Origin of the sequence: Streptococcus halitosis, assembly GCF_003143695.2 — a bacterium.
GTDB lineage: Bacteria > Bacillota > Bacilli > Lactobacillales > Streptococcaceae > Streptococcus > Streptococcus halitosis.
This window is the reverse complement of record NZ_QEMY02000001.1, coordinates 841,786-865,854: the sequence shown is the minus strand read 5'-3', so window position 1 is coordinate 865,854 and position 24,069 is coordinate 841,786. Positions and strand designations below refer to the sequence as shown.

Annotated in this window: 24 protein-coding genes; 2 read left to right on the top strand and 22 right to left on the bottom strand. The window is 42.7% G+C overall.

The genetic code is table 11. The features are described 5' to 3' along the window. Positions 1-3: 3 nt before the first annotated feature. The 4 genes from DB729_RS04345 to DB729_RS04330 all read right to left on the bottom strand — a co-directional run bounded on the left by DB729_RS04345 (position 4) and on the right by DB729_RS04330 (position 1,989). Positions 4-174, bottom strand: a complete 171-nt coding sequence (locus DB729_RS04345) for a hypothetical protein (RefSeq protein WP_000442251.1) — start codon at positions 172-174, stop codon at positions 4-6. After that, a complete protein-coding gene (locus tag DB729_RS04340; protein WP_109290159.1) occupies positions 174-680 on the bottom strand; it encodes a dihydrofolate reductase in 507 nt (168 codons plus the stop codon). Before DB729_RS04340 ends, DB729_RS04345 begins: the two co-directional genes overlap by 1 nt. 118 nt (positions 681-798) lie before the next feature. Then, positions 799-1,473 (bottom strand): (d)CMP kinase, encoded by a 675-nt coding sequence (gene cmk / locus DB729_RS04335; RefSeq protein WP_033584442.1) that lies wholly within the window; start codon positions 1,471-1,473, stop codon positions 799-801. Positions 1,474-1,482: 9 nt separating this feature from the next. After that, positions 1,483-1,989: an SAG1386/EF1546 family surface-associated protein gene (locus DB729_RS04330; RefSeq protein ID WP_001040924.1), complete on the bottom strand. Its 507-nt coding sequence runs from the start codon at positions 1,987-1,989 to the stop codon at positions 1,483-1,485. A gap of 45 nt (positions 1,990-2,034) precedes the next feature. On the opposite strand from DB729_RS04330, the gene DB729_RS04325 reads away from it, so the two are divergent. Beyond that, positions 2,035-2,238 (top strand): ferredoxin, encoded by a 204-nt coding sequence (locus tag DB729_RS04325; protein ID WP_165442223.1) that lies wholly within the window; start codon positions 2,035-2,037, stop codon positions 2,236-2,238. 82 nt (positions 2,239-2,320) lie between these two features. Here DB729_RS04325 and DB729_RS04320 read toward each other — a convergent pair whose 3' ends face one another. From DB729_RS04320 to DB729_RS04290, 7 genes are all read right to left on the bottom strand, one after another. After that, a complete protein-coding gene (locus tag DB729_RS04320; protein WP_161802766.1) occupies positions 2,321-3,304 on the bottom strand; it encodes a glycosyltransferase family 2 protein in 984 nt (327 codons plus the stop codon). Next, positions 3,288-4,307, bottom strand: coding sequence for a UDP-glucose 4-epimerase GalE (galE, locus tag DB729_RS04315; RefSeq protein WP_033584440.1), 1,020 nt, complete (start codon positions 4,305-4,307; stop codon positions 3,288-3,290). Before galE ends, DB729_RS04320 begins: the two co-directional genes overlap by 17 nt. Continuing rightward, on the bottom strand, positions 4,286-4,600 hold the full coding sequence (locus DB729_RS04310) for a hypothetical protein (RefSeq protein ID WP_081730804.1): 315 nt from the start codon (positions 4,598-4,600) through the stop codon (positions 4,286-4,288). The genes galE and DB729_RS04310 overlap by 22 nt, the downstream gene beginning before the upstream one ends. 6 nt (positions 4,601-4,606) lie before the next feature. Continuing rightward, a complete protein-coding gene (locus DB729_RS04305) occupies positions 4,607-5,710 on the bottom strand; it encodes an NAD(P)/FAD-dependent oxidoreductase (RefSeq protein WP_165442222.1) in 1,104 nt (367 codons plus the stop codon). A gap of 16 nt (positions 5,711-5,726) precedes the next feature. Then, positions 5,727-6,524 (bottom strand): Nif3-like dinuclear metal center hexameric protein, encoded by a 798-nt coding sequence (locus DB729_RS04300; RefSeq protein WP_084938991.1) that lies wholly within the window; start codon positions 6,522-6,524, stop codon positions 5,727-5,729. Then, positions 6,518-7,189: a tRNA (adenine(22)-N(1))-methyltransferase gene (locus DB729_RS04295; protein ID WP_084938990.1), complete on the bottom strand. Its 672-nt coding sequence runs from the start codon at positions 7,187-7,189 to the stop codon at positions 6,518-6,520. The genes DB729_RS04300 and DB729_RS04295 overlap by 7 nt, the downstream gene beginning before the upstream one ends. A gap of 101 nt (positions 7,190-7,290) precedes the next feature. Next, complete coding sequence (locus DB729_RS04290; protein WP_084938989.1) at positions 7,291-9,627, bottom strand: cation-translocating P-type ATPase; 2,337 nt, start codon at positions 9,625-9,627, stop codon at positions 7,291-7,293. A gap of 132 nt (positions 9,628-9,759) precedes the next feature. Here DB729_RS04290 and DB729_RS04285 point away from each other — a divergent pair, with 132 nt between their 5' ends. Beyond that, the gene (locus DB729_RS04285) at positions 9,760-10,509 is read left to right on the top strand and encodes a lysophospholipid acyltransferase family protein (protein WP_084938988.1); all 750 of its coding nucleotides are present in this window, start codon (positions 9,760-9,762) and stop codon (positions 10,507-10,509) included. 42 nt (positions 10,510-10,551) lie between these two features. On the opposite strand, the gene DB729_RS04280 is transcribed toward DB729_RS04285, so the two are convergent. The 11 genes from DB729_RS04280 to ileS form a co-directional block, all read right to left on the bottom strand. Then, a complete protein-coding gene (locus tag DB729_RS04280) occupies positions 10,552-11,244 on the bottom strand; it encodes an alpha/beta hydrolase-fold protein (RefSeq protein WP_084873396.1) in 693 nt (230 codons plus the stop codon). Continuing rightward, positions 11,225-12,235, bottom strand: coding sequence for an ABC transporter substrate-binding protein (locus DB729_RS04275; protein ID WP_109290161.1), 1,011 nt, complete (start codon positions 12,233-12,235; stop codon positions 11,225-11,227). Before DB729_RS04275 ends, DB729_RS04280 begins: the two co-directional genes overlap by 20 nt. A 19-nt stretch (positions 12,236-12,254) precedes the next feature. Continuing rightward, on the bottom strand, positions 12,255-13,010 hold the full coding sequence (locus DB729_RS04270; protein WP_000364120.1) for an ABC transporter ATP-binding protein: 756 nt from the start codon (positions 13,008-13,010) through the stop codon (positions 12,255-12,257). A 1-nt stretch (position 13,011) separates the two neighbouring features. After that, a complete protein-coding gene (locus DB729_RS04265) occupies positions 13,012-14,058 on the bottom strand; it encodes a FecCD family ABC transporter permease (RefSeq protein ID WP_109290162.1) in 1,047 nt (348 codons plus the stop codon). 233 nt (positions 14,059-14,291) lie between these two features. Next, the gene (locus DB729_RS04260; RefSeq protein WP_000531728.1) at positions 14,292-14,903 is read right to left on the bottom strand and encodes a CadD family cadmium resistance transporter; all 612 of its coding nucleotides are present in this window, start codon (positions 14,901-14,903) and stop codon (positions 14,292-14,294) included. A 630-nt stretch (positions 14,904-15,533) separates the two neighbouring features. Next, on the bottom strand, positions 15,534-15,803 hold the full coding sequence (rpsO, locus tag DB729_RS04255; RefSeq protein WP_001018251.1) for a 30S ribosomal protein S15: 270 nt from the start codon (positions 15,801-15,803) through the stop codon (positions 15,534-15,536). Positions 15,804-15,947: 144 nt separating this feature from the next. Continuing rightward, positions 15,948-18,653 (bottom strand): ABC transporter permease, encoded by a 2,706-nt coding sequence (locus tag DB729_RS04250; RefSeq protein WP_165442239.1) that lies wholly within the window; start codon positions 18,651-18,653, stop codon positions 15,948-15,950. Further along, on the bottom strand, positions 18,649-19,350 hold the full coding sequence (locus tag DB729_RS04245) for an ABC transporter ATP-binding protein (RefSeq protein WP_000323388.1): 702 nt from the start codon (positions 19,348-19,350) through the stop codon (positions 18,649-18,651). Before DB729_RS04245 ends, DB729_RS04250 begins: the two co-directional genes overlap by 5 nt. A gap of 119 nt (positions 19,351-19,469) precedes the next feature. After that, a complete protein-coding gene (locus DB729_RS04240; protein WP_000240120.1) occupies positions 19,470-20,162 on the bottom strand; it encodes a phosphoglycerate mutase in 693 nt (230 codons plus the stop codon). A 188-nt stretch (positions 20,163-20,350) separates the two neighbouring features. Then, positions 20,351-20,731 carry a hypothetical protein gene (locus DB729_RS04235; RefSeq protein WP_000856379.1) on the bottom strand — a complete coding sequence of 127 codons (381 nt, stop codon included), beginning with the start codon at positions 20,729-20,731 and terminating at the stop codon, positions 20,351-20,353. Between the two features lie 327 nt (positions 20,732-21,058). Beyond that, positions 21,059-23,851: an isoleucine--tRNA ligase gene (gene ileS / locus DB729_RS04230; RefSeq protein WP_000768060.1), complete on the bottom strand. Its 2,793-nt coding sequence runs from the start codon at positions 23,849-23,851 to the stop codon at positions 21,059-21,061. Positions 23,852-24,069 lie beyond the last annotated feature (218 nt).

Sequence of the window (24,069 nt, the reverse complement as noted above, 5' to 3'; positions counted from 1 at the left end):
TATCTAAAATAAGTTCATGTAAAAAGCATGAATACTGTTTACCAGATTGGTAAAGGCATTCAACCAGAGTAAGGCAGACAGTCCATAGCGCTTCTTACGAAAAGCCTGTGCTCCAGTCAAGATACAGATTACACACAAAAAAGCTGTGAAAAATCCAAATATACTGCGCTCCATTAGACTTCCTTTCTATCTCGGTATTCGATGGTAAAATCATAGTCGTTTTTCTCATCTCGGGTGTAAGATTTGCTTGCGACCGTCTCAAAACGAGACAAGTCAAACGCCTCAGGGAAATAGGTATCTCCCTCTATCTGAGCATGAATCTGTGTCACGATGATTTCATCTAAATAAGGCTCAAAAGCCTGAAAAATCTGTTTTCCGCCAATGATATAGAGATTTTTTTCTTGACTCTGATACCACGCTAAAACAGACTCCACATCTTGAAATACGAGCGCCCCATCTATGACCTCTTCGCTATTGCGCGTTAAAATCAGGGTTTGCCGTTTTGGAAGCAGACGACGTCCCATGCCATCAAAGGTCACTCGTCCCATCAGTATGGCATGATTTAAAGTTGTTTCCTTAAAATGTTGCAACTCTGCCGGCAAATGCCAAGGGAGACGATTTTTCTTCCCAATCACACCTTTTTCATCCTGGGCCCAAATGGCTATGATTTTCTTTGTCATGCTTCCGTCCTTTTTATTGATATTACTATTTTATCAAAATTCTCCCAAAAAGACTGTTTTGAAACGCGCGCAAAAGAGAGAAAAGGAGCAGGCATCATCTAGCCTGCTCCTCTCGTCCCTAGGACATATATTTTTTTGCTTCTGATTCAATTTTTTCGACCACTTCTTGGATACTTAGTCCAGTTGTGTCAAGATAAACTGCATCCTCAGCCTGCTTGAGAGGTGAGGTTTCACGATGACTATCCTTGTAGTCACGCGCCGCAATCTCTTCTTTCAGCGTTTCCAAGTCAGTCTCAATCCCTTTAGCAATATTTTCCTTGTAACGACGCTCTGCTCTTTCTTCAACAGAAGCCACTAGGAAAATCTTGAGTTCAGCTCGTGGTAAAACAACTGTCCCAATATCACGCCCATCCATGACGATACCACCTTGCTGGGCAATCTCTTGCTGGAGCGAAACAAGTTTCTCACGCACTTCAGGAATGGCAGCAATGCTTGAAACCTTGTTGGTCACTTCATTTTCACGGATAGGATGAGTGATATCCACATCCCCTACAAAAACAAGTTGATCACCTGTTTCTGAACGTCCAAAACTAATGGGATGTTGATCAAGCAATTCCAAAAGTTGCTCTACTTTTCCTGCATCCAACTGGTTTTTGAGAGCTATATAAGTCGCAGCACGGTACATAGCGCCCGTATCGAGATAAGTATAACCAAAATCTTTAGCGACAATCTTTGCAACCGTACTCTTACCACTGGAAGCTGGACCATCAATAGCAATTTGAATTGTCTTCATTCCCGACTCCTATCTTGTCTTGATCACATCACCTGGATTGGCAAACCAAGATCCAGATGACATATGAGAAGGATTTAACGCTTCCAACTGGGCAATGGAAATCCCTGCACGCTGAGCAAGAGCTGCCTCACCCTCTCCAGGATGCACAGTGAGTGTTCCCTCTCCTTCTGTGTGTTCTTCTGAACTGCTCTCTGAAGGAGTTGTTTCAGAAGAAGATGTTTCTTCTACCTTGCTACTTGAAGATGACGATGCTTCTACTTTAGAACTTGAACTTGTAGAAGGAGACGATGTATCATAGAAGTCCTTCAAAGATGAAGTACGATTGCTTCCTCCGGTTGATAAGTAAATCAATACAACTACCATCGCTACAACGATCACAAAGAAGAGGCTAGCTAGAACTGTTAAGACACGATTCGCAACAGCGCCTTTTCCTTTTTGTTTACGGCGACGACGCTCTGATCTTGATTCTTCCTCACTATTTTCATAGATATCTTCTTGCCATGGTTCCTTTGCCATACCTTACTCCTTGTATTTTTTAAACTTTCTTATTACAATATAAATATGAAACTCACACTTATACCTGAACGGTGCATCGCCTGCGGGCTTTGCCAAACCTATTCTGAACTCTTTGATTACCATGATAATGGAATCGTTCGATTTTGCGATGATCCAGTTGAATTGCAAAGAGAAATCGCTGAGACCAGAGATGTTCTGGAGGCCATCAAAAATTGTCCTACACGTGCACTTCTAAAAGATCCATCATAGTTTAAAAGGGAGATTGATTTTGTAGATTCTCTTTATCACTTTAATCCCTTCACCTACTAGTTTAGCATATTTCTAGGTAAAATTATAGTCTTTTCCGGTTATTTTTTCCTTCAAAAATAGAAAGATCACTTTTTTCTTTGATGAGGTAGAGTGGTCTTTTTTTGGTTTCCAGGTAAATCTTACTGATATACTTGCCTAGAATTCCAATGGTCAGAAGTTGAATCCCTCCAAGAAAGAGAATGACAGCCATCAGAGAGGTCCAGCCAGATGTTGGATTTCCCAAAATAAGAGTCCGAAACACTACAAAAACAGTCATCATAAAAGAAATAAAACAAGATAGAAGTCCAGCTACAAAGGCTATACTCAAGGGGAAATCTGAAAAATTGAGAATCCCTTCAATCGAGTAGAAAAAGAGCTGTCTAAAACTCCAACTGGTCTTGCCAGCCTGTCGTTCAACGTTTGGATAATCAAGATAGTGCGTTTTAAAGCCCACCCAGGCAAAGAGTCCCTTAGAGAACCGATTGGACTCGGTCAGGGTTAAAATAGCATCTACCACAGACCTTCTCATCATGCGGAAATCACGGACGCCTGAGGGGAGAGCTACTGGGCTGATTTTTTGCATGAGACGATAAAAAAGATCAGCACAGAAACTGCGAAAGAGGGGTTCTCCCTCCCGACTAGTTCTCCGTGTCCCAACACAGTCCAAGTCTGCATTTTGGTCTAGTAAGGCTTTCATCTCAAGTAGCATACCGGGAGGGTCCTGGAGGTCTGCATCCATCACAACCACCAGGTCCCCAGTCGCATACTGTAAACCTGCGTACAGAGCTGCCTCCTTCCCAAAATTTCGTGAGAACGAGATATAATGCACCGCAGGATTTTGCTCCCGATAAGCCTTCAAGAGCTCTAAGGTTCCATCGCTTGAGCCATCGTCTACAAAGACATACTCGACCTCTGCTCCCAGATCAGGAAGCAAATCTTCAACAGACTGATAAAAAAGAGGAAGTACTTCCTCTTCATTTAAACAGGGGACAATGATCGAAATCATTATCTTAGTCTTCAAATCCATTTGGATGCTTACTTTGCCAACGCCATGCGTCTTCACACATTTTCGTGATATCAAATTCTGCTTCCCATCCGAGTTCTGCTTTGGCTTTTGCAGGATCTGAATAGCAGGCAGCGATGTCTCCTGGTCGGCGTTCTACGATGCGGTAAGGAATGGGATGTCCCACTGCTTTTTCCATATTTTGAATAATTTCAAGAACAGAGTAGCCCTTGCCTGTTCCAAGGTTATAAATGTTAAGGCCAGACCCTTTTTGGATTTTTTGAAGAGCTGCAACGTGACCTTTAGCCAAATCGACAACGTGGATATAGTCACGAACACCAGTTCCATCTTCCGTATCGTAATCGTCTCCGAAGACTTGCACTTGCTCTAATTTTCCAACAGCTACCTGAGTCACATATGGTAAGAGATTGTTTGGAATTCCATTAGGATTTTCTCCTAAATCTCCACTCTCATGCGCTCCGATTGGATTAAAGTAACGAAGCAAGACCACATTCCATTCTGAGTCTGCTTTGTAGATATCAGTCAAAATTTCCTCTAACATAAGCTTAGTACGGCCATACGGATTGGTCACTGAAAGTGGAAAATCTTCTAAGATTGGAACCGTGTGAGGATCTCCATATACTGTCGCAGAAGAGCTGAAGATGATATTCTTACAGTTTGCTTCTTCCATAACTTTTAAAAGACTAAGAGTTCCAGCGATATTGTTGTCATAGTAGGCAAGAGGGATACGTGTTGATTCACCTACAGCCTTCAAACCAGCAAAGTGAATCACACCTGTTGGCTCTTCTTGCTTGAAAATATCTCTGAGAGTATCAGTATCACGGATATCTGCCTCATAGAAAGGAATTTCAACTCCTGTGATTCTTTCAACAACTTCTAAACTTTTACGGTTGCTGTTGACAAGGTTATCCACTACAACCACTTGATGACCTGCTTGGATCAATTCAATAACAGTGTGGGTTCCGATAAAACCTGCTCCACCTGTTACCAAAATCTTTTCTTGCATCTTTTTTCCTCGATTCTCGAATTATTTTTTCTTATTTTACCATTTTTGGTAGGGAATGTCATTTGCCATCCTAAAGGGGAGACTAAAATTTTAGTAAAATGCTTATACTCTTCGAAAATCTCTTCAAGCAATGTCAGCTTCGCCTTGCCGTGGGTATGGTTACTGACTTCGTCAGTTCGATCCACAACCTCAAAACAGTGTTTTGAGCTGACTTCATCAGTTCTGTCCACAGCCTCAAAGCCGTGCTTTGAGCAGCCTGCGGCTAGCTTCCTAGTTTGCTCTTTGATTTTCATTGAGTATTATTCGCTTTTTACTCGTTTGACATAGTTTGCAATTGGGTAGTTTACTGGGTCCAAGGTCAATTCCTTGTCTTGGACCAATTGGGCTAGATGGTAACCGATGATAGGCCCCGTTGTGAGACCTGATGACCCTAGTCCGCTAGCAGCATAGACACCTGCTAAGCCTGGGACTTGCCCAAAAAATGGCGAGAAATCACTGGTATAGGCGCGGATTCCCACACGCTCACCTCTTATAGTAGCTTCAGCCAAGGCTGGGTAGTGAGGCAAGGCCGCATCCTCCATTTGTTGGAGCAAGGTTTCATCCACCGTCAAATCAAATCCCATATCATTTTCATGAGTAGCGCCTAAGGACAATTTCCCACCTGCAAAAGGGATCAAATCCCACTCCCCTTCTGGCATGACAACAGGGTATGATTCCATGTCTTGGGCAAGCTGATAATCTCGGAGTTGCCCCTTTTGGGGACGAACATCTACCTCATATCCTAAAGGTTCCAAAATGTCCCCCAACCAAGCTCCCGTCGCTAGAATAAGCTGATCAAACACCTCTTCGCCAATCTGATAGCCAGTTGCTAAAGGTGTCAGACTCACTTTTTCTTTGACCAGCTTGACTTGACTGGCTTCTAGCAAACGAGTCACTAATAGGTGGCCATCCACCCGTGCCCCACCAGAAGCATAGAGCAGGCTGTCAAATCCCTGCAAACCAGGGAATAATTCATTTGTAGATGCTTGGTCTAAAATGGCTAATTGACCTATCAAGGGAGATTCTTCCCTACGCTGGAGTGCTAGTTCATAGAGTTCTTCTAACTTGGATTCATCCTTTTTCAAGAGAAAAACTCCCGAACGCTGGTAAAAGTCGGTTTCCTGTCCTGACTTTTCTAAATCAGCCAACAAATCCACGTAAAAGTCAGCTCCCAAGCGCGCCATCTTATACCAGGCTTTATTACGGCGTTTTGAAAACCAAGGACTGATAATTCCCGCTGCTGCCTTGGTAGCCTGACCTTGACCATGGTCAAAAACGGTCACCTCTAAATCTGCTTCTTTGGAGAGGTAGTAGGCAGCAGTTGCCCCTACAATCCCTGCTCCAATAATGGCAACTTTTTTCATTGTCTTCACTTCCTAACTAGATATGGTGGAAAGGATTGGTCGATGCTTGGCTAGGTATGATATCAATGGCCCAATCCTTTTCTGCCTTCCATTGAGTAAGTAGGTCAGCAATTTTTTCGACAAAAAGAATTTCGATATAGTGGCCCGGGTCCAATGCCAGCAAACCATCAGACAGCATATCCTGAGCTGTGTGATAGTATATATCACCAGTTATATAGACATCTGCTCCCTTTGCTAAAGCATCCTTATAGAAAGATTGACCACTACCACCACAGATGGCTACTCTTGAAATGGGCTTCTGCAAATCACTCTCTTGATAATGAACCATTCGAAGACTATCTAGACCAAAGACTTGCTTGACATGCTGAGTAAATGCTCCAAAAGTCTGTGGTTGAATGTCACCAATACGCCCAATCCCACGTCCTGGGCCTGTTTCCTGGAGATAAGTCGTCTCCTCAATGCCTAGCATCTGGCAGAACCAGTCATTGAGACCATTCTCTACAATGTCGATATTAGTATGACTGACATAAACTGCGATGTCATGCTTGATGAGGTCGATGTAAATCTGATTTTGCGGACGGCTAGCTACCAAGTCCTTGATCGGACGAAAGATAGGCGCGTGCTTGACGATAATCAAGTCCACATCCTTTTCAATGGCCTCTGCCACCGTTTCTTCACGAATATCGAGAGCCACCATGACACTTTGGATATCCTTGTCCAAAGTGCCAATTTGCAGGCCACGACTGTCACCCTCCATTGAAAATTCCTGAGGGCAAAAGGCTTCATAAGCTTGTATTACTTCACTTGCTAGCATGGAAGCACCTCCTTGATGGCTTGAATTTTATCTACTAAAATTTGACGTTCCTCCAGATTTTTTTCTGGGATTTGGCTAAGAGCAAATTCTAGCTTAGCCGCTTCTTTTTGCCATTTTTGGACAAAGATTGGGCTGGCTTCTTTGGACAAGAAGGGGCCAAAGCGAAGGTCACTGGCTGATAGCTTCATTTGTCCCGCTTCCACCACTAGAATTTCATAAAATTTGCCAGCTTCTTCTAAGATGCTTTCTGCTACAATCCGAAAACCGTTACCCTGTAGCCAGATGCGCAAGTCGTCTTCACGATTATTAGGCTGGAGGATTAAACGTTCTACACTCGCAAGTTTATCCAATCCTTCTCCTAATATGGTCGCAATCAAACGCCCTCCCATACCAGCAATGGTGATAACCGATACCTGGTCTGCCTCTTCAAAGGCTGCCAAGCCATTGGCTAAACGGACTTGGATTTTTTCTTCCAAGCCGTGGGCCTCAACATTTTTGACCGCAGATTGGTAGGGACCAACCACAACTTCGCCTGCAATGGCAGCTTCAATTTGCCCTCTCTCGACCAACTCGATAGGCAGATAAGCATGGTCACTCCCCACATCAAGTAAAATGGATCCTTGAGGCACAAAGGACGCCACCAATTCTAATCTCTTTGAAATCATCTTCTCTCACTTTCCAAAACTCTGTTACCTCTTATTATACCATATTTCAGCTAGCAATCTTGCACCTAAAAAGACCGCAATCCACAGATTGCAGCCTTTCTTTATTTTCTAGCTTGATAACGACTGGTTAGAATGAAAATCACGGTAAAGACCAGCATCATGGCACCATAAACAGGCAATGTTTGTCCTGTAAGTGTCGAAATTTCAAGCAGTTTTTGAATTCTTGGGAAGAGAGCTGTAGCTAGGAAACCTCCTACTGACCAGACAATCAAGAGGGTACGCCAGAGAGTGAATGGCATGCAAGCTCTAAATACGGATAAGAAACCAATTGATCCAAGGAGATAATAGAGGAGGGTTGAGATTTCTATCTCAGACCAACCTTGACTCGCTCCAAATATTTTCACAAAAAGGACGCTAAATACGACCATGAGAGCGCTTGGTAGGGCACGAAGCATAGATCTTCTGAGGAAATTTGGCTCAACAGGCTTGATATTCCGCTCAAAAGTCAGAACGAATGGCGGGAAACCTTCCACAAATTGGTCAATCATGGTAATCTGGATCGGAATGAAGGGGAAAATCAAGATCCACTCAGACCGTCCTAGAAGTGCGCTGGCGATACAAATCACCGCTAACAGGAAGGAATAGATGGTCTTAATCAAGAAAATCGGTGCGATGTGGGCGATGTTATTGACCACACGACGACCTTCAAAGAGAATCTCAGGAACATCATTAAAGTCTGAGTTCAAGAGAACCAGATTGGCAATCTGACGAGTCGCCGGATCTCCCTCCGCCATTACAATCGAACAATCCGCCTCACGAAGAGCTAGGATGTCATTGACTCCGTCCCCTGTCATTGCCGTTGTATGCCCTGCTTTTTTCAGCGTTTGGATGATGAGTTTCTTTTGATGAGGGGAAACCCGTCCGAAAATGGCTGTTTCCTCAGCCATGGCAATCAATTCCTCATCCGTGATTTTTGAACAATCTACATAGCTGTGATAGTCTGCAAAACCAGCCTTCTGGGCAATGCTGGAAACCGTGACTGGATTATCACCAGAGATAATCTTGAGGCCTACTTCCTGGGAACGAAGATAGTCTAGGGTCTCAGCCGCTCCTTCTCGAATCGGATCCAAGATCTCCAGCAGTGCCAAGGCTTGAATATCAGATGGTTTCTGGGGCTTGTGATGGTCTAGTTTTTCCTGACTGAGAGCCAAGACTAAGACACGTGACCCTCTCTCCAAGGCCTCTCTGGCTTCAGGGACTTCAGAGTCCAACAACATCTCAGGTGCCCCTAAAAAAACCGTCCCCAAACCTTCTAACTCCATAGCTCCCCACTTACGGTCGCTTGAGAAAGGAAGATTCGAAATCATAGGGTAAGCAACCTTTCCTTGGAAACGCTGGCGAATAGCCTGAGCTGTTGGATTTTTATCCTCACTATGAGCGATATAGCTAGTCAAAATGCTGGCAATAGCCTCATCACCATAAGTTTCCGTCAGAGGAAGAAAAGCCTCCACCTGCATCTTTCCTTGGGTGATGGTGCCCGTCTTGTCCAGACAGAGCATATCCACGCGCGCCAAGGTCTCGACAGAGTACATCTCCTGCACTAAAACCTTTTTCAAGCCCAGCTTAATCACCGCAGTCAAGAGCGAAGTAATGGTCAAAAGGGCAATTCCCTTGGGTAACATTCCCAAAAGGGCTGTCGACGAATTTACAACGGATGACTTGAGGGGCAAGCCCTTTAACATCAAGGCTTCTAGCAGGAGAGCTAGACCAAAGGGAATGATAATCTTTCCAGTAAAGCCAGCTAGCTTGTCTAGCGATTTCATGATACGGGAGTTGATCGGTTTCACTGTCTTAGCTTCCAGCATGAGTTTGGCAGCATAATTATCAGCCCCGACATGGTGAACTTGAGCCAAAACCGCGCCACTGGCTAGGAAACTCCCTGACAAGAGCAAGGCATCCACTTCCTTTTGTACTAAATCACTCTCACCCGTCAACATGGCTTCATTGACTTCCGCAAATCCTTCCAGAACCAGGGCATCACTAGGAATCTGCTCCCCAGCAGACAAACGAATGACATCTCCTAGGACCAATTCTTCTGGATCGAGAGCAACTTCTTGACCATCACGGATGGTTTTGACCTTTTCCTTGGTCATGAGATTGAGCTTGTCCACCATATGTTTGGCTCGCAGCTCAGTCACAATCCCAGAAAAAGCGTTAAAGCAAATAACGGCAAAGAAAACCAAATTGCTCCAAGCCTGCACAAAGGCCAGCGCTAGAGCAATAACAAAGTTTAATGCGTTAAAAAGTGTAAAAACATTTCGTTTGATGATTTGCCAAGTACTGGTACTAGCTGATGCGGTAAAGTCATTGACCAAACCTTGAGCCTGTCTTTCTTTGACTTCTCTTTGGGTTAATCCCATTATCTTATTTTTATCCATAAAATCTATCATATCATTTTTTTTAAAAGAATTCTAATCCCATCTAAAACTGTTGGCTGATAACTGAAAAAGTTTGCCAGCAGTCTTTTGATAAGGTATAATAATAAAAGCAATACAATCGAAGGAGATCTCATGTTTTATACTTATTTGCGTGGACTAGTCATGCTGATCTTGTGGTCCATCAATGGCAATGCCCACTATCACAATACTGATAAAATCCCTAGCCGAGACGAAAACTATATCCTCGTCGCACCTCACCGTACCTGGTGGGATCCTGTTTACATGGCCTTTGCGACCAAGCCAAAACAGTTCATCTTTATGGCCAAAAAAGAGCTGTTTAACAACCGCATCTTTGGCTGGTGGATCCGTATGTGTGGCGCCTTTCCTATCGATCGGGAAAAACCTAGTGCCTCTGCCATCAAGTACCCTATCAACGTCCTCAAAAAAAGCGACCGCTCTCTCATCATGTTTCCAAGTGGGAGCCGTCACTCAAACGATGTCAAGGGTGGCGTAGCCCTGATTGCCAAGATGGCCAAAGTCCGTATCATGCCGGTTACCTACACAGGTCCTATGACCTTGAAAGGCTTGGTTAGCCGTGAACGTGTGGATATGAACTTTGGAAATCCCATCGATATCTCAGACATCAAGAAAATGAATGATGAAGGGATTGAAATGGTTGCAGACCGCATCCAAGCTGAATTCCAACGTTTAGACGAAGAAACCAAGCAATGGCACAATGATAAAAAACCAAACCCACTCTGGTGGTTTGTCCGAATCCCTGCCCTCATCCTTGCTGTGGTTGTTGGTATCTTAACAATTATCTTTACCTTTATTGCAAGCTTTATCTGGAATCCAGATAAGAAGAGAGAGAAACTTGGTTAAAAAATACAATTATCCCTTGGCTTTTGCCAAGGGATAATTCTTTTATTCGATTTTCCATTTTTGGGCCAACCAGTTGGAAAAGGCTAAAAATCTCTCAGCAACTTGCTCATGATGCCCATAGGGATCAAAGACAAACTGACCGGTCGGATAGTGTTTCTGAAGGCTGGTATGGATCTGCTTAGCATAGGCTGGTGCTTGAGCCAAGCGATTGGTATGATGGGCTCCTTCTGTTTGACCATTTAGTAAATACAGCAAGCAGTCCAGATTCTTCAACTTTTGTTCCTTGCAGTAAGCCACAAAATCAGGATACCAAAAGGAACCGCAGATCGAGAAGACACAGGATACCTTGTCAAAGCTGAAAAGACTGTAAACTGCCGCCAAACCACCTAATGAATACCCTCCATAGGCAAGACGAGCTTCGTCCAGGTGATAAAGAGACCGCAACTTATCTAAAAGACCTCCAAATAAATGACCATGATAGGCATTTGCCTGACCGCCAAAATCTTGAGCTCCATCTCTCAGACCAGCTGCCTTCCATGGAGTGTAGTCGTCTAGGCGATTTTTAGAGGTTAAGCCCACTAAAATCACAGATTCTGAAAGGGAAGATAGGAAATCCAAGTTTCCATCATTCAAGAGAATAACTGGATAGGTTTGATTGGGATCATAGGTCGAAGGAAGGCTGACCTTGACTTGGATCCCTTCCCAATCAAACTCATTATTTATTGATAAAGTCATTGATTTTCTCAAGGGAATCAATCACTGCTGGACCATAGTCCATCAACTCATCGTAGGAAATGGTCATGATTTTTTGATTCTTAATTGCAGGAACGTTTTCCAAAACTTCATTTGCCTTCATCAACTCTACTGCGTTGGCATCCAATTTTTTATTGCGGTCGCTGGTCACATAGATAATCAACTCAGGATCCATTGACACAAGATTTTCCAAGGTCAAGCCTGATGTTCCCGTTGCAACGTTGGTATAACCAAGTTGATTCAACAAGCTCTCTTGCAAAGCAGACTTGTAAGCACCGAAGGTTTCGTCATTATAAGCAACCATAATCAATGCCTTTTTCTTTTCACCTTGGCTTTCTGGGTTTGCTTTCTTAACAGCATCAATTTTAGCTTGTAATTGGGCTGCATATTCATTGGCCTTGTCCTGCACATTAAAAATCATTCCAAGATTTTTGACATCTTCTACAATATTTCCCAAATCTTGCTGAATGGTTGAGAGAGAAGCTTTTTGTGTATAGACTGGGATTTTATTTTCATTCCAAGTGCTAACTGTTCCCAAGGATTTTTCAGAAAACATCATGTTTCGACCCATCACAGCGTCTGGCTCATAAGAAAGGACTGTCTCTTGTGAGACTGTTTTTTTATCGCCAATTTGAGGAATAGTCGCAATCGCGTCCTTGTATTTGTCCGTCACAGCATTGTCAGGGTTGAGCATGCCAGCAATTTTATCCTTCAAGCCTAACTCCAACAAGATTTCAGTGGTTGAAAGATTGTTGGTGATAACTTTTTCAGGTGTCTTGTCAAAGACTTGTTCAACTTCATTTCCCTTAGCGTCATAGGTCTTGACCGTTAACGGATAAGTCGTCTCTGTGCTGGCCTTCTGACTTGTTTCTGTGCTAGACTGTGTGGTAGCTTTTTCTGTAGTAGTATTACCACAAGCTGCCATGGTTAGGGTAGCTACTGTTACCAGTAAAATGCTTAGTGTTTTTTTCATCTTGTTTTCCTTTTCATTCTTATAAATAGTGAATCATAGCTTGCTGATCCTCGGTCCAAGTAACCTGACTTTGAACTCCATATACAGTTTGTAATGACTCAGGGGTGATGGTCTCCTTTGGAGTCCCTTGGTAAAGGATTTCCCCCTCCTTCATCAGATAGAGATAATCCGAATAGCGACAAGCAAGTTGAATGTCATGTAGGACAGCTAGAACATTGACCTTAAGATTCTTCACAATAGCCAACAAGTCTAACTGGTACTTGATATCCAGGTGATTGGTAGGTTCGTCCAGGAGCAAGAGAGTCGGTTCTTGCGCCAAGGCGCGTGCTAATAAGACTCGCTGTTTCTCCCCACCTGACAGAGACGAATAGAGACGAGTTTTCTTCTCAAGCATATCCACCTTGACGAGAGCATCTTGAACGAGGGCGTAATCCCTTTCCTTTTCCTTCTGTAGAAAAGAGAGATGGGGAGTTCTTCCCAGCAAGACGATTTCCTCAACTGTACAATCAAACTGCAATTGATTAAACTGGGTGACGACCGCCATTTGCTTGGCTGTTTCTTTGAGTGACCAATGCTCCAGTGGCTTTCCATCTAGGCTTATCAAGCCTTTGTCCGCCTTTTCCTGGCGATAGAGGAGTTTAAGCAGGCTGGTTTTTCCACTTCCATTTGGCCCTAGTATCGTATGAAATTGATGCCCCTCAACCTTAAGAGAAACTCCTTTGAGGATTTTTTTCTCTCCTAGTCCAAAGTGGACATCCTGACAAATCAAGTCCATATCAGGCCCTCACCTCCCTTCGCTTACCTCCTACAATGTAGATGAAGAAGGGAGCACCTACCAAGGCTGTGAAAATACCAATCGGCAGCTCAGCATTTGGAATGATGACACGAGAAAGTACATCTGCCCAGACGACAAAGAGGGCACCCAGTAAGGTCGCAACGGGAAAAAGTCTCCTGTAATTCGTTCCTACTAACCCTCGAGCTAAGTGAGGAGTAATCAGACCAACAAATCCAATAATCCCACAGGTTGCTACTAAGACTGCTGTCAGAACAGCCACCATGGTCACATAAAGATACCAATAGAAGCGTAAGGGTATCCCCAAAGTTAAAGCAGCCTCATCTCCCATCATCATCGCATTAAAAACACGATACTGGGTAGCGAAAAATAGAAAGGCTACTCCCACTACCATAGTTGGCAAAAGTAAGTCAGACCAAGTAGTCCCGGCAAGCGAACCCATGGTCCAAAACTTAATGGTCATCACACTGTCCGCATTAGCGCCAACTGAGATAATAAAGTTGGAAAATGCCAGAAAGAGAGCATTGACCACCGTTCCTGATAAAATCAGACTAGAAGTCGTCATCCTGCCCTGCATAGAGGCAATGATAAGGACAGCGATTGTTGCCAAAATAGCTCCAAGGAAAGCTCCAAGGCTAATCACCAATTTTAAACCAAGAATGATGCTTAAGGTTGCTCCTAGAGTTGCACCCGCAGAAATTCCTAAGACATAGGGCTCAGCAATAGGATTGTTCACTGTAGACTGCATCACGCTGCCACACATAGAAAGACCAGCCCCTACTATCAGACCTAACAATACTCGGGGGAATCTCATGTTCCATACAATGGCAAGAGTAGACTTGGAAACCTCTCCTATCTCAAGAGGAAAACCCAACCTGCTCAAAATAATCCGATAGGTATCTCCTAGATCAATCGCAACGGATCCCATAGAAACAGCTAGAAAAAGTGAAATTCCTAAAACACTTAGCAAAATAACTAAAAGTAACACAAATTGCTGGTCTTGTCGGCTTCCAGAAAATTTGGAAAGCATGCAAACCTCCTTTGATAGAATCTTAAAAATTTAGAAAATTCTCATGAAAAGTATACCATATTTTCAACAATGGAACAAGATGAGAAAAATAAATATAGCTGGTCTTACAGTGCTAATAATCGTAACCGAAGATTATACTTGGGTATATCGAGGTAAAGTGACAACATAAAAAGCCCTCTAAAATTAGAGAGCTGATTTGAGCCCGGGCTAAAATCCTAGTGAAACAAAAAAATCTACACGATCAGAAAAGTCTCTATCGTGCCATTTTCATACATGATGTATAGTCCAAGTAGAATGAATACTATGGGCACAATGATTCGCTCGTATTTTTCAATTGTCTCGAATATTAACGGAATAGAGGATAACATCCGACTAATCTCGCAAAAGATAATTATGCCGATTACAAACACAAGCAACGCCACGAGGGTCTGTGACCAATCTAACGAAGCAAAATAAGGTATATAGATACCTAAATTATCTCCGCCAGACGCAATTGTCAGCAATGTAACTGTCCAAAACAGTTGATTTGCCTTGCTTTGTTCTAATCTTTCAATAATTTCTTCCTCTTCTTCCTCACCTTCTCCAACAATTGCAAAGCGAATCCCTAAATAGATAGGGATTAAACCAAGCAATCCAACCATCCATTCTTCAGGCACGAAATTAACGACATAAGCAGCAACTAAACTCGCCCCTACAAGTAAGCCTGTTCCTAGATATTGCCCCGCATAAATATGCCATTTCTGTTTATTCTGTGATAGCTGTGCAAATAAAATAATTAAAATAATTAAATAATCGATACTGGTGGAAATATAAACACCAATAGCAGATATGATTGTCTGTCCCATAAAAACCTCCTGTATTAGTCAGTAATAAATCAGCAGATTTTAGGAGAGCACAGACACATTAATTTAGCTATCGCTAGTGGGTAATGTCGAACGTAGGAAAGCATTTTACTCCTCCTCAAAACGTAGTTACAAAGTAATTTCTAACTGAAATTCGGTGACTACTTCTATGTAAAGTATAACATACTATACTTTACTTCGTAAAGTGTGGGCTCTCCGAGGGGGCTTGCAGACAGCTACTCGACTTTTCAAGCCGAGTAGATGCGCACCTTTATGGTGTAATTAGCTGATACTATTTGAGGTTTTTGTAGTCTCCAAAATTGTGACCGATAAAACAATGGGTATCAAAACAAAAAAATAGGCTCTGTTTTTGTAGTCTCCAAAATTGTGACCGATAAAACCTCAATAAAAAAGCCCTCTGAAATCAGAGAGCTTTATTCTTGCTGGATAAAACGTTTATAGACTAGGCGACAAGCCAAAGATTGTACGAAAATTTTAGTGAAACAAAAAATCTCCCCGAAGGGAGATGATCTGGTTTATTTTACCTTACAGTGCTAGGAACCGTAACCGAAGATTATACTTGAGTATATCGAGGTAAGGTGACAACGCAATGTAAGTGGAAAATAAAGCAGATTAGCGACGAAGTCCAAGAGAGTTGATTAACTCACGGTAACGGTTAACGTCGTTTTTACGCAAGTATGCAAGCAAGTTACGACGGCGACCAATTTTCTTCATCAATCCACGGTAAGTAGCGTGGTCTTTTTTGTGTTGTTTGATGTGTTCGTTAAGGTGGTTGATTTCCCAAGTAAGGACAGCAACTTGAACCTCTACTGAACCTGTATCACCTTCGTGACGTGCATATTGTGCGATGATTTCATTTTTTTTCTCTTTTGAGATTGCCATGATGTTTCTCCTTTTTATTTGGCTTCATCCGAGTGACAGGTTGGCATGCCTGCAACCAAGAAGAAGTTATTTGTCTTTACGACAGTTCTTATTCTACCAAGAAGCAGGGACTTTGTCAACTGATTTACTATTTAAACCCGTGAATTACTCTACTGATTTCAGGGCTTCGAGCATATCTACCTTTCTTAGGTGGTGATTGACAAAGAGGCCTAATAAGGCTAAGATTACAGTCACTGCGACGATTGGAAGGGCATAGACTTCCCAGCTGACTCGTGGATAAAAAAGTATGGTGGCTGGTGAAATCATTTGAATCAAAAATTGATGTAAATAGTGGCCAGCTACCAAACCAAGAGTAATTCCCACAAGGGACAGCACCATAGTCTCACGGTAGATATAGAGGGTCACTTCTTTATTATGGAAACCGAGAACCTTGATAGTGGAAAGTTCACGGATACGTTCTGCCACATTGATATTGGTGAGATTGTAAAGAATGACAATGGCTAGTAAAACGGAAACAAGGACAAGGATGGCCATGGTTTTATTGAGCGAACTAGCTACAGATTCAAAGAGATGGATGGCCGTCGCATTTTGGACGACCCCAGAAACAACAGGTTTTTCCATGAAGCTAGCCGCTTCTTTCTCGATATTGGAAGGTGTTGGTTCTTTTAATTTTACTAGGTAGGTATTGTCTTGTGGACGGGTATCGTAGACTTGTTCGTAAGTCGCTCTGTTGAGATAAACAAAGTGTCCAACATAGTTTTCAGAAATAGCCGCGACCTTGATTTCCTTCCCATCAAGCTCCAGCTTATCTCCAATTGTAACACCTGCTAGTTGGGCTAATTTTTGACTCACGACCGCTCCATCAGTGAACTGCATCTCTCGCCCATTTTCCTCTAATGTGATAAAGGGCTTGAAGTCTTCTCCACTAGTAACCATCATGGTGATGGTTTGAAGTCCTGCTTTGCCTTTGAAATCTTTTTCAATGGATTTAGAGTAAATCTTTTGATAAGCATGTATAGGTTCAGCTTGCAAGGCACTTTCTAAATCTGCTTTTTCTTGCTCCGTCGCACTGCTCTTTTCCGCTACAATCATCTGGTATTGCTGGATTTGTTCAAATTGACGCTCGACAACTCCTCCTACAGAAGACTGAATGCCAAGACCTGCAAATAAGAGAGCCACCGAACCTGCAACTCCAAAAATAGTCATCAACATCCGTTGCTTATAACGGAAAATATTTCGCGCCGTAACCTTATGAGTAAAACTCAAACGACTCCAAATAAAGCTCAGGCGTTCCAGCAAAATCTTTGATCCCTTAACGGGAGGTTTTGGAAGTAAGAGTTGGGCTGCTTCATCGTGTAGTTCCCTCCGTGCCACCAAATAAGCCGGCAAAACACTGGATACCCAACTTAAGGTTAGGGCAAGGAGGCTATAAGACCAGTAAAAATACTCCTGACTTTTACCAACGACCATCCCAGCTGTTATAACATCCGAAATCACGCCTGCAAGGAGATAATGTCCTAGAAGCGTTCCTAAAATGGTTCCTACAGTTCCTGCAAGAAAACCATAGAGGACAAACTTGGCAACTATATCTCGATTTCGGTAACCTAGAGCCTTAAAAATACCAGCATTGGTGCGTTCTTCGTCTACAAAGCGAGTCATCGTTGTAAAGGTCACCATTGCAGCGACCATATAAAGCACCACGGGGAAGATATTCCCGACGGAACGAATGCTTGCTGAAGCGTTACTGTACATGAGATAGCCTTGACCACCTAGCATAGTTTGGCGGTTGTATACATGGTATTTCGGCTCTGCCAGTTCATCAAGCTCTTTCTGACGCTGTTCAATCTTCTCTTTTTCCTTAGTTAGATCACTCTCTGTCTGAGCCAGTTTTTCTTTTTGAGTCACTAGTTCTTCCTTTGCTTTTATCAGCTGTCCCTCGATTTGACTCTTTTGCGGTTCTGGTAAAGCGGTCGCTTGTTCTTCTTGGGTTTTCAAGCGACTTTCAGCCTGCTCTAACTGACTCTTGCCATTTTGAAAGTTACTTTCAGCAGTTTGGAGCTGTTCTTTCCCCTCTTCCAAGCTCTTTTGCCCATTTGCTTTGATACCTGTCAATCTTTTTTGACCATTATCGGACAGCAAGTCTTGCAACTCTTCCTGGTGTTGGGTTCGTTTGGTCTTATAGTCTGATGAAAAAGCATCCAGATTTTTTAAATCGTCATAGCGCACACGCGCAATACTGTAGACTTCTGTATCAAACTGACTGGGTAAAATCACTCCATAACCGGCCAAGCTTCCATTTCCACTGCTAGCACTCCCTAAGTCTTTTTTAGAAAGGATTTCACCCGACTGAACAAATCCAGTAATTGTGAAAGTTTGGGATTTTAGGACGGACTTTTCTTCTTTCTTGCTAAAGGTAATGGTCTCTCCAATCTGATAACGGTCTTTCCAGAAATCAGCCAAGGCAATTTCCTCATTAGCTTCTGGCAGTCGCCCTTCTGTCACTTGGAAGGTTGAAATGCTCTCTGGTTTGGAATAAAGTCGAACCGCTTCTTCACTATGTTCAACAGTTAAGTCTGCCATATAGCCAAACTCAACACTTGCTCCTTGAAGTGTCTTTAGTTCGTCTTGGTCTTCTTTGCCCAAGCCATAATCAGCTATCACGGCCAGATCCAGAGTATTGGCTTTACGGAGATAATCTTCTGCCGTACGTTCCATGTTTGGACTGGCTACTTTGAGGCCAACTAGGGCTAAAGAACCCAGCATCATCAAGGTTAAGATAGAAACAAAGCGTCCCTTTGAAGTCGTCACTGACTGAAATAGGTCTTTCCGGTATGTTTTTTTCATCCTAATACTCCAATGTATCGATATCCTGCGGACGCTCATTGATCGTCATGCTCTTAACCGTGGCATCGCGCATGTGAATCACCCGGTCTGCAATAGGAGCTAGCGCGCCATTGTGGGTCACAATAATCACAGTCGCCCCCTTTTGACGAGACATGTCTTGGAGAATCTTCAAGACTTGCTTCCCCGTTTGGTAATCCAAGGCACCTGTCGGTTCATCACAGAGGAGGATCTTAGGATTTTTGGCTACAGCGCGTGCAATGGAGACTCGCTGTTGCTCCCCTCCAGAAAGCTGGGCTGGAAAGTTATTGAGGCGATGAGCCAGACCTACATCTGTCAAGACCTGCTCAGGATCCAAGGCATCTGTAACGATTTCTGAGGCCAGTTCCACATTTTCCTTGGCTGTCAGATTGGAGACCAGATTGTAAAATTGAAAAACAAAACCTACATCTTCACGACGATAGTTTGTTCGTTGGTGCGAACTATAGTTGGCAATATTAGCACCATCAATCCAAATCTCCCCCTCATCATTGGTATCCATACCTCCTAGGAGATTGAGAACGGTTGATTTTCCAGCACCTGAAGCGCCAAGGATAATAACCAGCTCCCCCTTTTCAATTTCAAAATTCACATCACGATTAGCCACAATCTCCGTATCCCCAACTTGGTAACGCTTGTAGCTGTGTTTCATTTCAATATAAGCCATCAGACACACCTTCTCTCAAACAAGTTACTTCCTGTTATCATTATAACGCTTTTTCAACTAGTTGGAAACCAGAAGCAAAAACAAAAAAGCCTAGGATTCCTAGGCTTTCTGTTTATAGATTATTTTCCAAGGTAGTATTCTTTTACGACGTTCAATTTTTCGTCGAATTCGAATACCAATGGTGGGAAGTTAGGGATTTCTACACCCATGATTTCATCATCTGACAAGTGTTTGATGTGTTTTACAAGGGCACGGATTGAGTTACCGTGAGCTCCTACGAATACGTTTTTACCATCTTTAAGTGCTGGAGCGATTTTGTCTTCCCAGAATGGAAGGGCACGTTCCAAAGTCACTTTCAAGTTTTCAGCATCTGGAATGACTGAGTCGTCAAGTGAAGCGTAACGACGGTCAGTGTGAGCTGAGTATTCGTCATCATGAGGCATTGCAGGAGGCAATACATCGTATGAACGACGCCAGATGTGAACTTGCTCATCACCAAATTGTTCAGCAGCTTCAGCTTTGTTTTTACCAGTCAAACCACCATAGTGACGTTCGTTCAAGCGCCATGATTTTTCAACTGGAACCCACAATTGGTCAGCAGCTTCAAGAGCCAAGTTTGTTGTTTTGATCGCACGTTTCAATACTGAAGTGTAAGCTTGGTCAAATTCGATACCAGCTTCTTTGATCAATTTACCAGCGTCAATCGCTTGTTGTGTTCCTTTATCAGACAAATCAACATCAGCCCAACCAGTGAAAAGGTTAGCTTTGTTCCATTCAGACTCACCGTGGCGAGCAAAAACCAATTTTACCATTAGATGGATTCTCCTTTTATTTTTCGAGGTTTCCCTCGTTTATCTATTCTATTTTACACAATTTTTCACAAAAAAGCTAGTTAAAATCAACTAAAAAGAGAAGAGCTTAGCAGTCTTCTCTTTATCGTACTATCATAATTGTTCTTGATAGAGGATGAAATAGTCCCGTCCAAATAATTGGAAAACTACTACTCTTCAATTACAAATTTTTTCAATGTTCCAAAGTAAAGTGAACCACCAATAATGGTTAGAATTCCACCTACCCATCCTAAAAATGGAATCAAGCCGACCGCACCACCTACAATGAGCAAGACAGAAGGTGCATTCGTAACACGTTCATCATCTTTATAATAAACAATAGCCACAATTCCCAATACTAAAACAGCAATTTTAACCAATGACAAAATAATTGAGAGCCCTGTCAATGTCCCAACCGTTACATCTGCGTCTTCAGTTGCCGCAGCAGCTCCAACAGCCATGATAAACATGATGACTGGCGCTAAAAGTAATACAATTCCTGAAATAAGACCAAAAATAGCGTTGACACGAGCAAGTGTATTTGTTTTCATAATAATCTCCTTAAAATTTTTATAGGTATTATTCTATCATAATTTATCTAAAAATTAAACAATCTTATAAAATTTTATAATAAATATTGATTTTCAAAAAATAATTTTAAGTTCTACAGTCTCTTTATAATTAGTAGAAATATAAAATTATGAGAAAACTGAATAGTTGATTATATTAATTATCTACACGGACAGGCCAGGAAGAACTTCATTCTAGGAAATGGGCTAGTAAATTTTCCCATGATAAAACGCATAATATCAAAGCACTTGAACTCTTGATACTATGCGTTTTTATGATTTTAGTGACCTTTCTCAGTCTCTTTCTGATTATTTCGCTTCAAATCCTTCTGCAACTGCATCCGCAAAGTTTTCTTCTACGATGCTTGCACAGTGGTCGCAGATGACTGCATGATAGCTGCGTTCAGCAGTAGTTGGATCGATACGACGGCAACGATCACAGACTTCACCCGCAGCGCGTTCAACTGTGAAGGCAACATCCTCAAAGCTAACTGCGCCTTCTGGAGCTAGTCCTTCTGCAATAGTCAATTCTGACACAATCAAAAGTTGAGCCACATTGCTATCCACCGCTCCAAGAAGAGTTTTCACAACTTCGTTTGGATAAACTGTCAAGTGAGCTTCAAGTGATTTACCGATTACTTTTGCATTACGAGCTTCTTCCAAGGCTTTTTGAGCTTGTCCGCGGAAGTCCATGAAGGCTGCCCAGGTATCCAAGATTTCTTCTTGATTAGCAAAAGTTTCCGCTTCTGGCAATTCTGACAATTGAACGAATTCCTCTTCTTCAAACTCAAGATATGACCAGATTTCTTCTGCAGTGTGAGGAAGGATTGGTGTCAAGAGTTTGGTGATTTTCACAAGAATATCATAGAAAACAGTCTGCATTTGACGACGTTCAAGTGATTTGGCACCTTCGATGTAAACAACATCTTTAGCGAAGTCAAGGTAGAAGGCAGACAAATCAACGTTAATAAAGTTCACCAAGGCCTTGTAGATTGTCAAAAATTCAAAGTCAGCATAGGCATCACGAATGGTCTTAACAAGCTGGTTAAAGCGGATGGTCATGTACTTATCAACTGAACGAAGCTCATCGTAGGCTACTGCGTCTTGAGTTGGGTTAAAGTCAGAAGTGTTGGCAATCAAGAAACGAAGGGTGTTTCGGATCTTACGGTAAGTTTCAGAGACTTGGCTCAAGATATCCATAGAGATACGCACGTCGTTGCTTGAGTCTACACTTGTTACCCAGAGACGCAAGATTTCCGCACCAAATTGTTTTTCAACATCGCTTGGAGCAATGGTATTCCCAAGAGATTTAGACATCTTCTCACCTTTACCGTCAAGGGCAAATCCTTGTGACAAGATTTGTTTGTAAGGAGCAACGCCATGGTTAGCAACAGATGTGATAAGTGATGAGTTGAACCAACCACGGTATTGGTCAGAGCCTTCTAAGTAGAGGTCTGCTGGGTATTTGAGTTCTGGACGGTTGACCACTACTCCATTCCATGATGAACCTGAGTCAAACCATACGTCCATGATATCTGTTTCTTTCTTGAACTCGCCATTTGGTGAACCTGGATGAGTAAATCCTTCTGGCAAGAGGTTCTTAGCATCACGTTCCCACCAGATGATAGAACCGTGTTCCTCAAAGAGTTGAGCTATATGTTCAATAGTCTCAGCTGTCATGATTGGTGTTCCGTCTTCAGCATAAAAGATAGGAAGTGGAACTCCCCAAGCACGTTGACGAGAGATAACCCAGTCGCCACGATCACGAATCATGTTGTAAAGACGAACTTTACCCCATTCTGAGTGGAACTTCACTTTTTCAATTTCATCCAAGATTTCTTGGCGGAATTTAGATACAGAGGCAAACCACTGTGGAACAGCTCGCCAGATGATTGGTTTCTTGGTACGCCAGTCAAATGGGTATGAGTGAGAAATTTCTTCTTGAGCAAGGAGCAAATCGCCCAGTTTTTCGATAACAGTTGGAACAACCTTGTCGTAGAATTGACCTGCAAATTCAGGGCCGGCATTTTCCATCATAATACCGCGTTCGTTAACTGTTACAGCAACTTCAAGGCCGTTGGCAACACCAACATTGTAGTCGTCCTCACCAAAACCAGGGGCTGTATGGACAATACCAGTACCAGAGTCAGTTGTAACGTGGTCACCGAGGATCACCAACTCATCTACAGCTGTATCCCATGGGTGAGCTGTCACAATTTTATTCAATTCTTGACCACGGTAGGTCGCCAATACCTGAACATCAGCCCAGCCAAATTTCTCAGAAAGACTATTCAGTAATTCTGAAGCAACCACAAACTTACGAGATTCGCCAGCTGGTTGTACCAATACATAATCAATATCTGCTCCAACTGTCAAACCACGAGAAGCTGTGATAGTGAATGGAGTTGTTGTCCATACGACGATATAAGTATCTGTATCTAGGACACCTTTACCATCTTTGACGCGGTTAGCATAGTAAAGGGAAGTTGAAAGCAAGTCATGGTACTCAATTTCCGCTTCAGCAAGGGCTGACTCAGAAGACCATGACCAGTAAACTGGCTTGGCCCCACGGTAGATATAGCCTTTTTTAGCCATTTCACCGAAGACACGGATTTGAGCTGCTTCATAGTCCGGAGTCAAGGTCACATAAGGGTTTTCCCAGTCACCAGAAACACCCAAACGTTTAAAGTCTTCGCGTTGTTTATCTACTTGGGAAAGAGCATACTCGCGGCAAAGTTTCAAGTACTCAACCAAGTCCATTTCTTTACGTTTCACGCCTTGTTTTGCCAAGACTTGCTCGATTGGCAGACCATGTGTATCCCAACCAGGAATATAAGGTGCGTAAAATCCTGACATAGACTTAGAACGAACAATAATATCTTTGGAAATCTTGTTCATGGCATGTCCAACGTGGATATTTCCGTTTGCATATGGAGGTCCATCGTGCAAGGTGAAATGCGGTTTTCCTTGGTTCAATTCTTGACGACGTTGGTAAAGCTTTGCATCTTCCCATTCCTTTTGCCAAACTGGCTCTTTGGTAGGAAGTCCTGCACGCATTGGGAAAGCTGTTTTCCCAAGGTTAAGGGTATCTTTGAGTTTCATGGTATCTCCTTTATAAATATTAACAAATTAAAAACCACGACTTCCAAAAAGGACGAAAATCGTGGTACCACCTTTGTTCGAAAAAAGACAGGGTCTCTTTTCCTCTTTTCCCGTAACGTGGGGAACGTCCAGTCTTACTGTTTTCAGACTGAATTCGTTGAGAGGATAATCTAACGACTAGGGATTGCAGGGCTCACACCATCTCCCGCTCGCTGAAA

Coding starts and splice junctions, on each gene's coding strand:
- rpsO (WP_001018251.1), bottom strand. CDS start 15,803: ATGGCAATCTCAAAAGAGAAAAAAAATGAAATCATCGCACAATATGCA.
- DB729_RS04240 (WP_000240120.1), bottom strand. CDS start 20,162: ATGGTAAAATTGGTTTTTGCTCGCCACGGTGAGTCTGAATGGAACAAA.
- DB729_RS04345 (WP_000442251.1), bottom strand. CDS start 174: ATGGAGCGCAGTATATTTGGATTTTTCACAGCTTTTTTGTGTGTAATC.
- DB729_RS04285 (WP_084938988.1), top strand. CDS start 9,760: ATGTTTTATACTTATTTGCGTGGACTAGTCATGCTGATCTTGTGGTCC.
- galE (WP_033584440.1), bottom strand. CDS start 4,307: ATGCAAGAAAAGATTTTGGTAACAGGTGGAGCAGGTTTTATCGGAACC.
- DB729_RS04260 (WP_000531728.1), bottom strand. CDS start 14,903: ATGGGACAGACAATCATATCTGCTATTGGTGTTTATATTTCCACCAGT.
- cmk (WP_033584442.1), bottom strand. CDS start 1,473: ATGAAGACAATTCAAATTGCTATTGATGGTCCAGCTTCCAGTGGTAAG.
- DB729_RS04290 (WP_084938989.1), bottom strand. CDS start 9,627: ATGGATAAAAATAAGATAATGGGATTAACCCAAAGAGAAGTCAAAGAA.
- DB729_RS04300 (WP_084938991.1), bottom strand. CDS start 6,524: ATGCTAGCAAGTGAAGTAATACAAGCTTATGAAGCCTTTTGCCCTCAG.
- ileS (WP_000768060.1), bottom strand. CDS start 23,851: ATGAAACTCAAAGATACCCTTAACCTTGGGAAAACAGCTTTCCCAATG.
- DB729_RS04270 (WP_000364120.1), bottom strand. CDS start 13,010: ATGGACTTGATTTGTCAGGATGTCCACTTTGGACTAGGAGAGAAAAAA.
- DB729_RS04265 (WP_109290162.1), bottom strand. CDS start 14,058: ATGCTTTCCAAATTTTCTGGAAGCCGACAAGACCAGCAATTTGTGTTA.
- DB729_RS04235 (WP_000856379.1), bottom strand. CDS start 20,731: ATGAAAACAAATACACTTGCTCGTGTCAACGCTATTTTTGGTCTTATT.
- DB729_RS04305 (WP_165442222.1), bottom strand. CDS start 5,710: ATGAAAAAAGTTGCCATTATTGGAGCAGGGATTGTAGGGGCAACTGCT.
- DB729_RS04310 (WP_081730804.1), bottom strand. CDS start 4,600: ATGAAAATCAAAGAGCAAACTAGGAAGCTAGCCGCAGGCTGCTCAAAG.
- DB729_RS04325 (WP_165442223.1), top strand. CDS start 2,035: ATGAAACTCACACTTATACCTGAACGGTGCATCGCCTGCGGGCTTTGC.
- DB729_RS04330 (WP_001040924.1), bottom strand. CDS start 1,989: ATGGCAAAGGAACCATGGCAAGAAGATATCTATGAAAATAGTGAGGAA.
- DB729_RS04320 (WP_161802766.1), bottom strand. CDS start 3,304: ATGGATTTGAAGACTAAGATAATGATTTCGATCATTGTCCCCTGTTTA.
- DB729_RS04280 (WP_084873396.1), bottom strand. CDS start 11,244: ATGACTTTATCAATAAATAATGAGTTTGATTGGGAAGGGATCCAAGTC.
- DB729_RS04275 (WP_109290161.1), bottom strand. CDS start 12,235: ATGAAAAAAACACTAAGCATTTTACTGGTAACAGTAGCTACCCTAACC.
- DB729_RS04245 (WP_000323388.1), bottom strand. CDS start 19,350: ATGGCTTATATTGAAATGAAACACAGCTACAAGCGTTACCAAGTTGGG.
- DB729_RS04340 (WP_109290159.1), bottom strand. CDS start 680: ATGACAAAGAAAATCATAGCCATTTGGGCCCAGGATGAAAAAGGTGTG.
- DB729_RS04295 (WP_084938990.1), bottom strand. CDS start 7,189: ATGATTTCAAAGAGATTAGAATTGGTGGCGTCCTTTGTGCCTCAAGGA.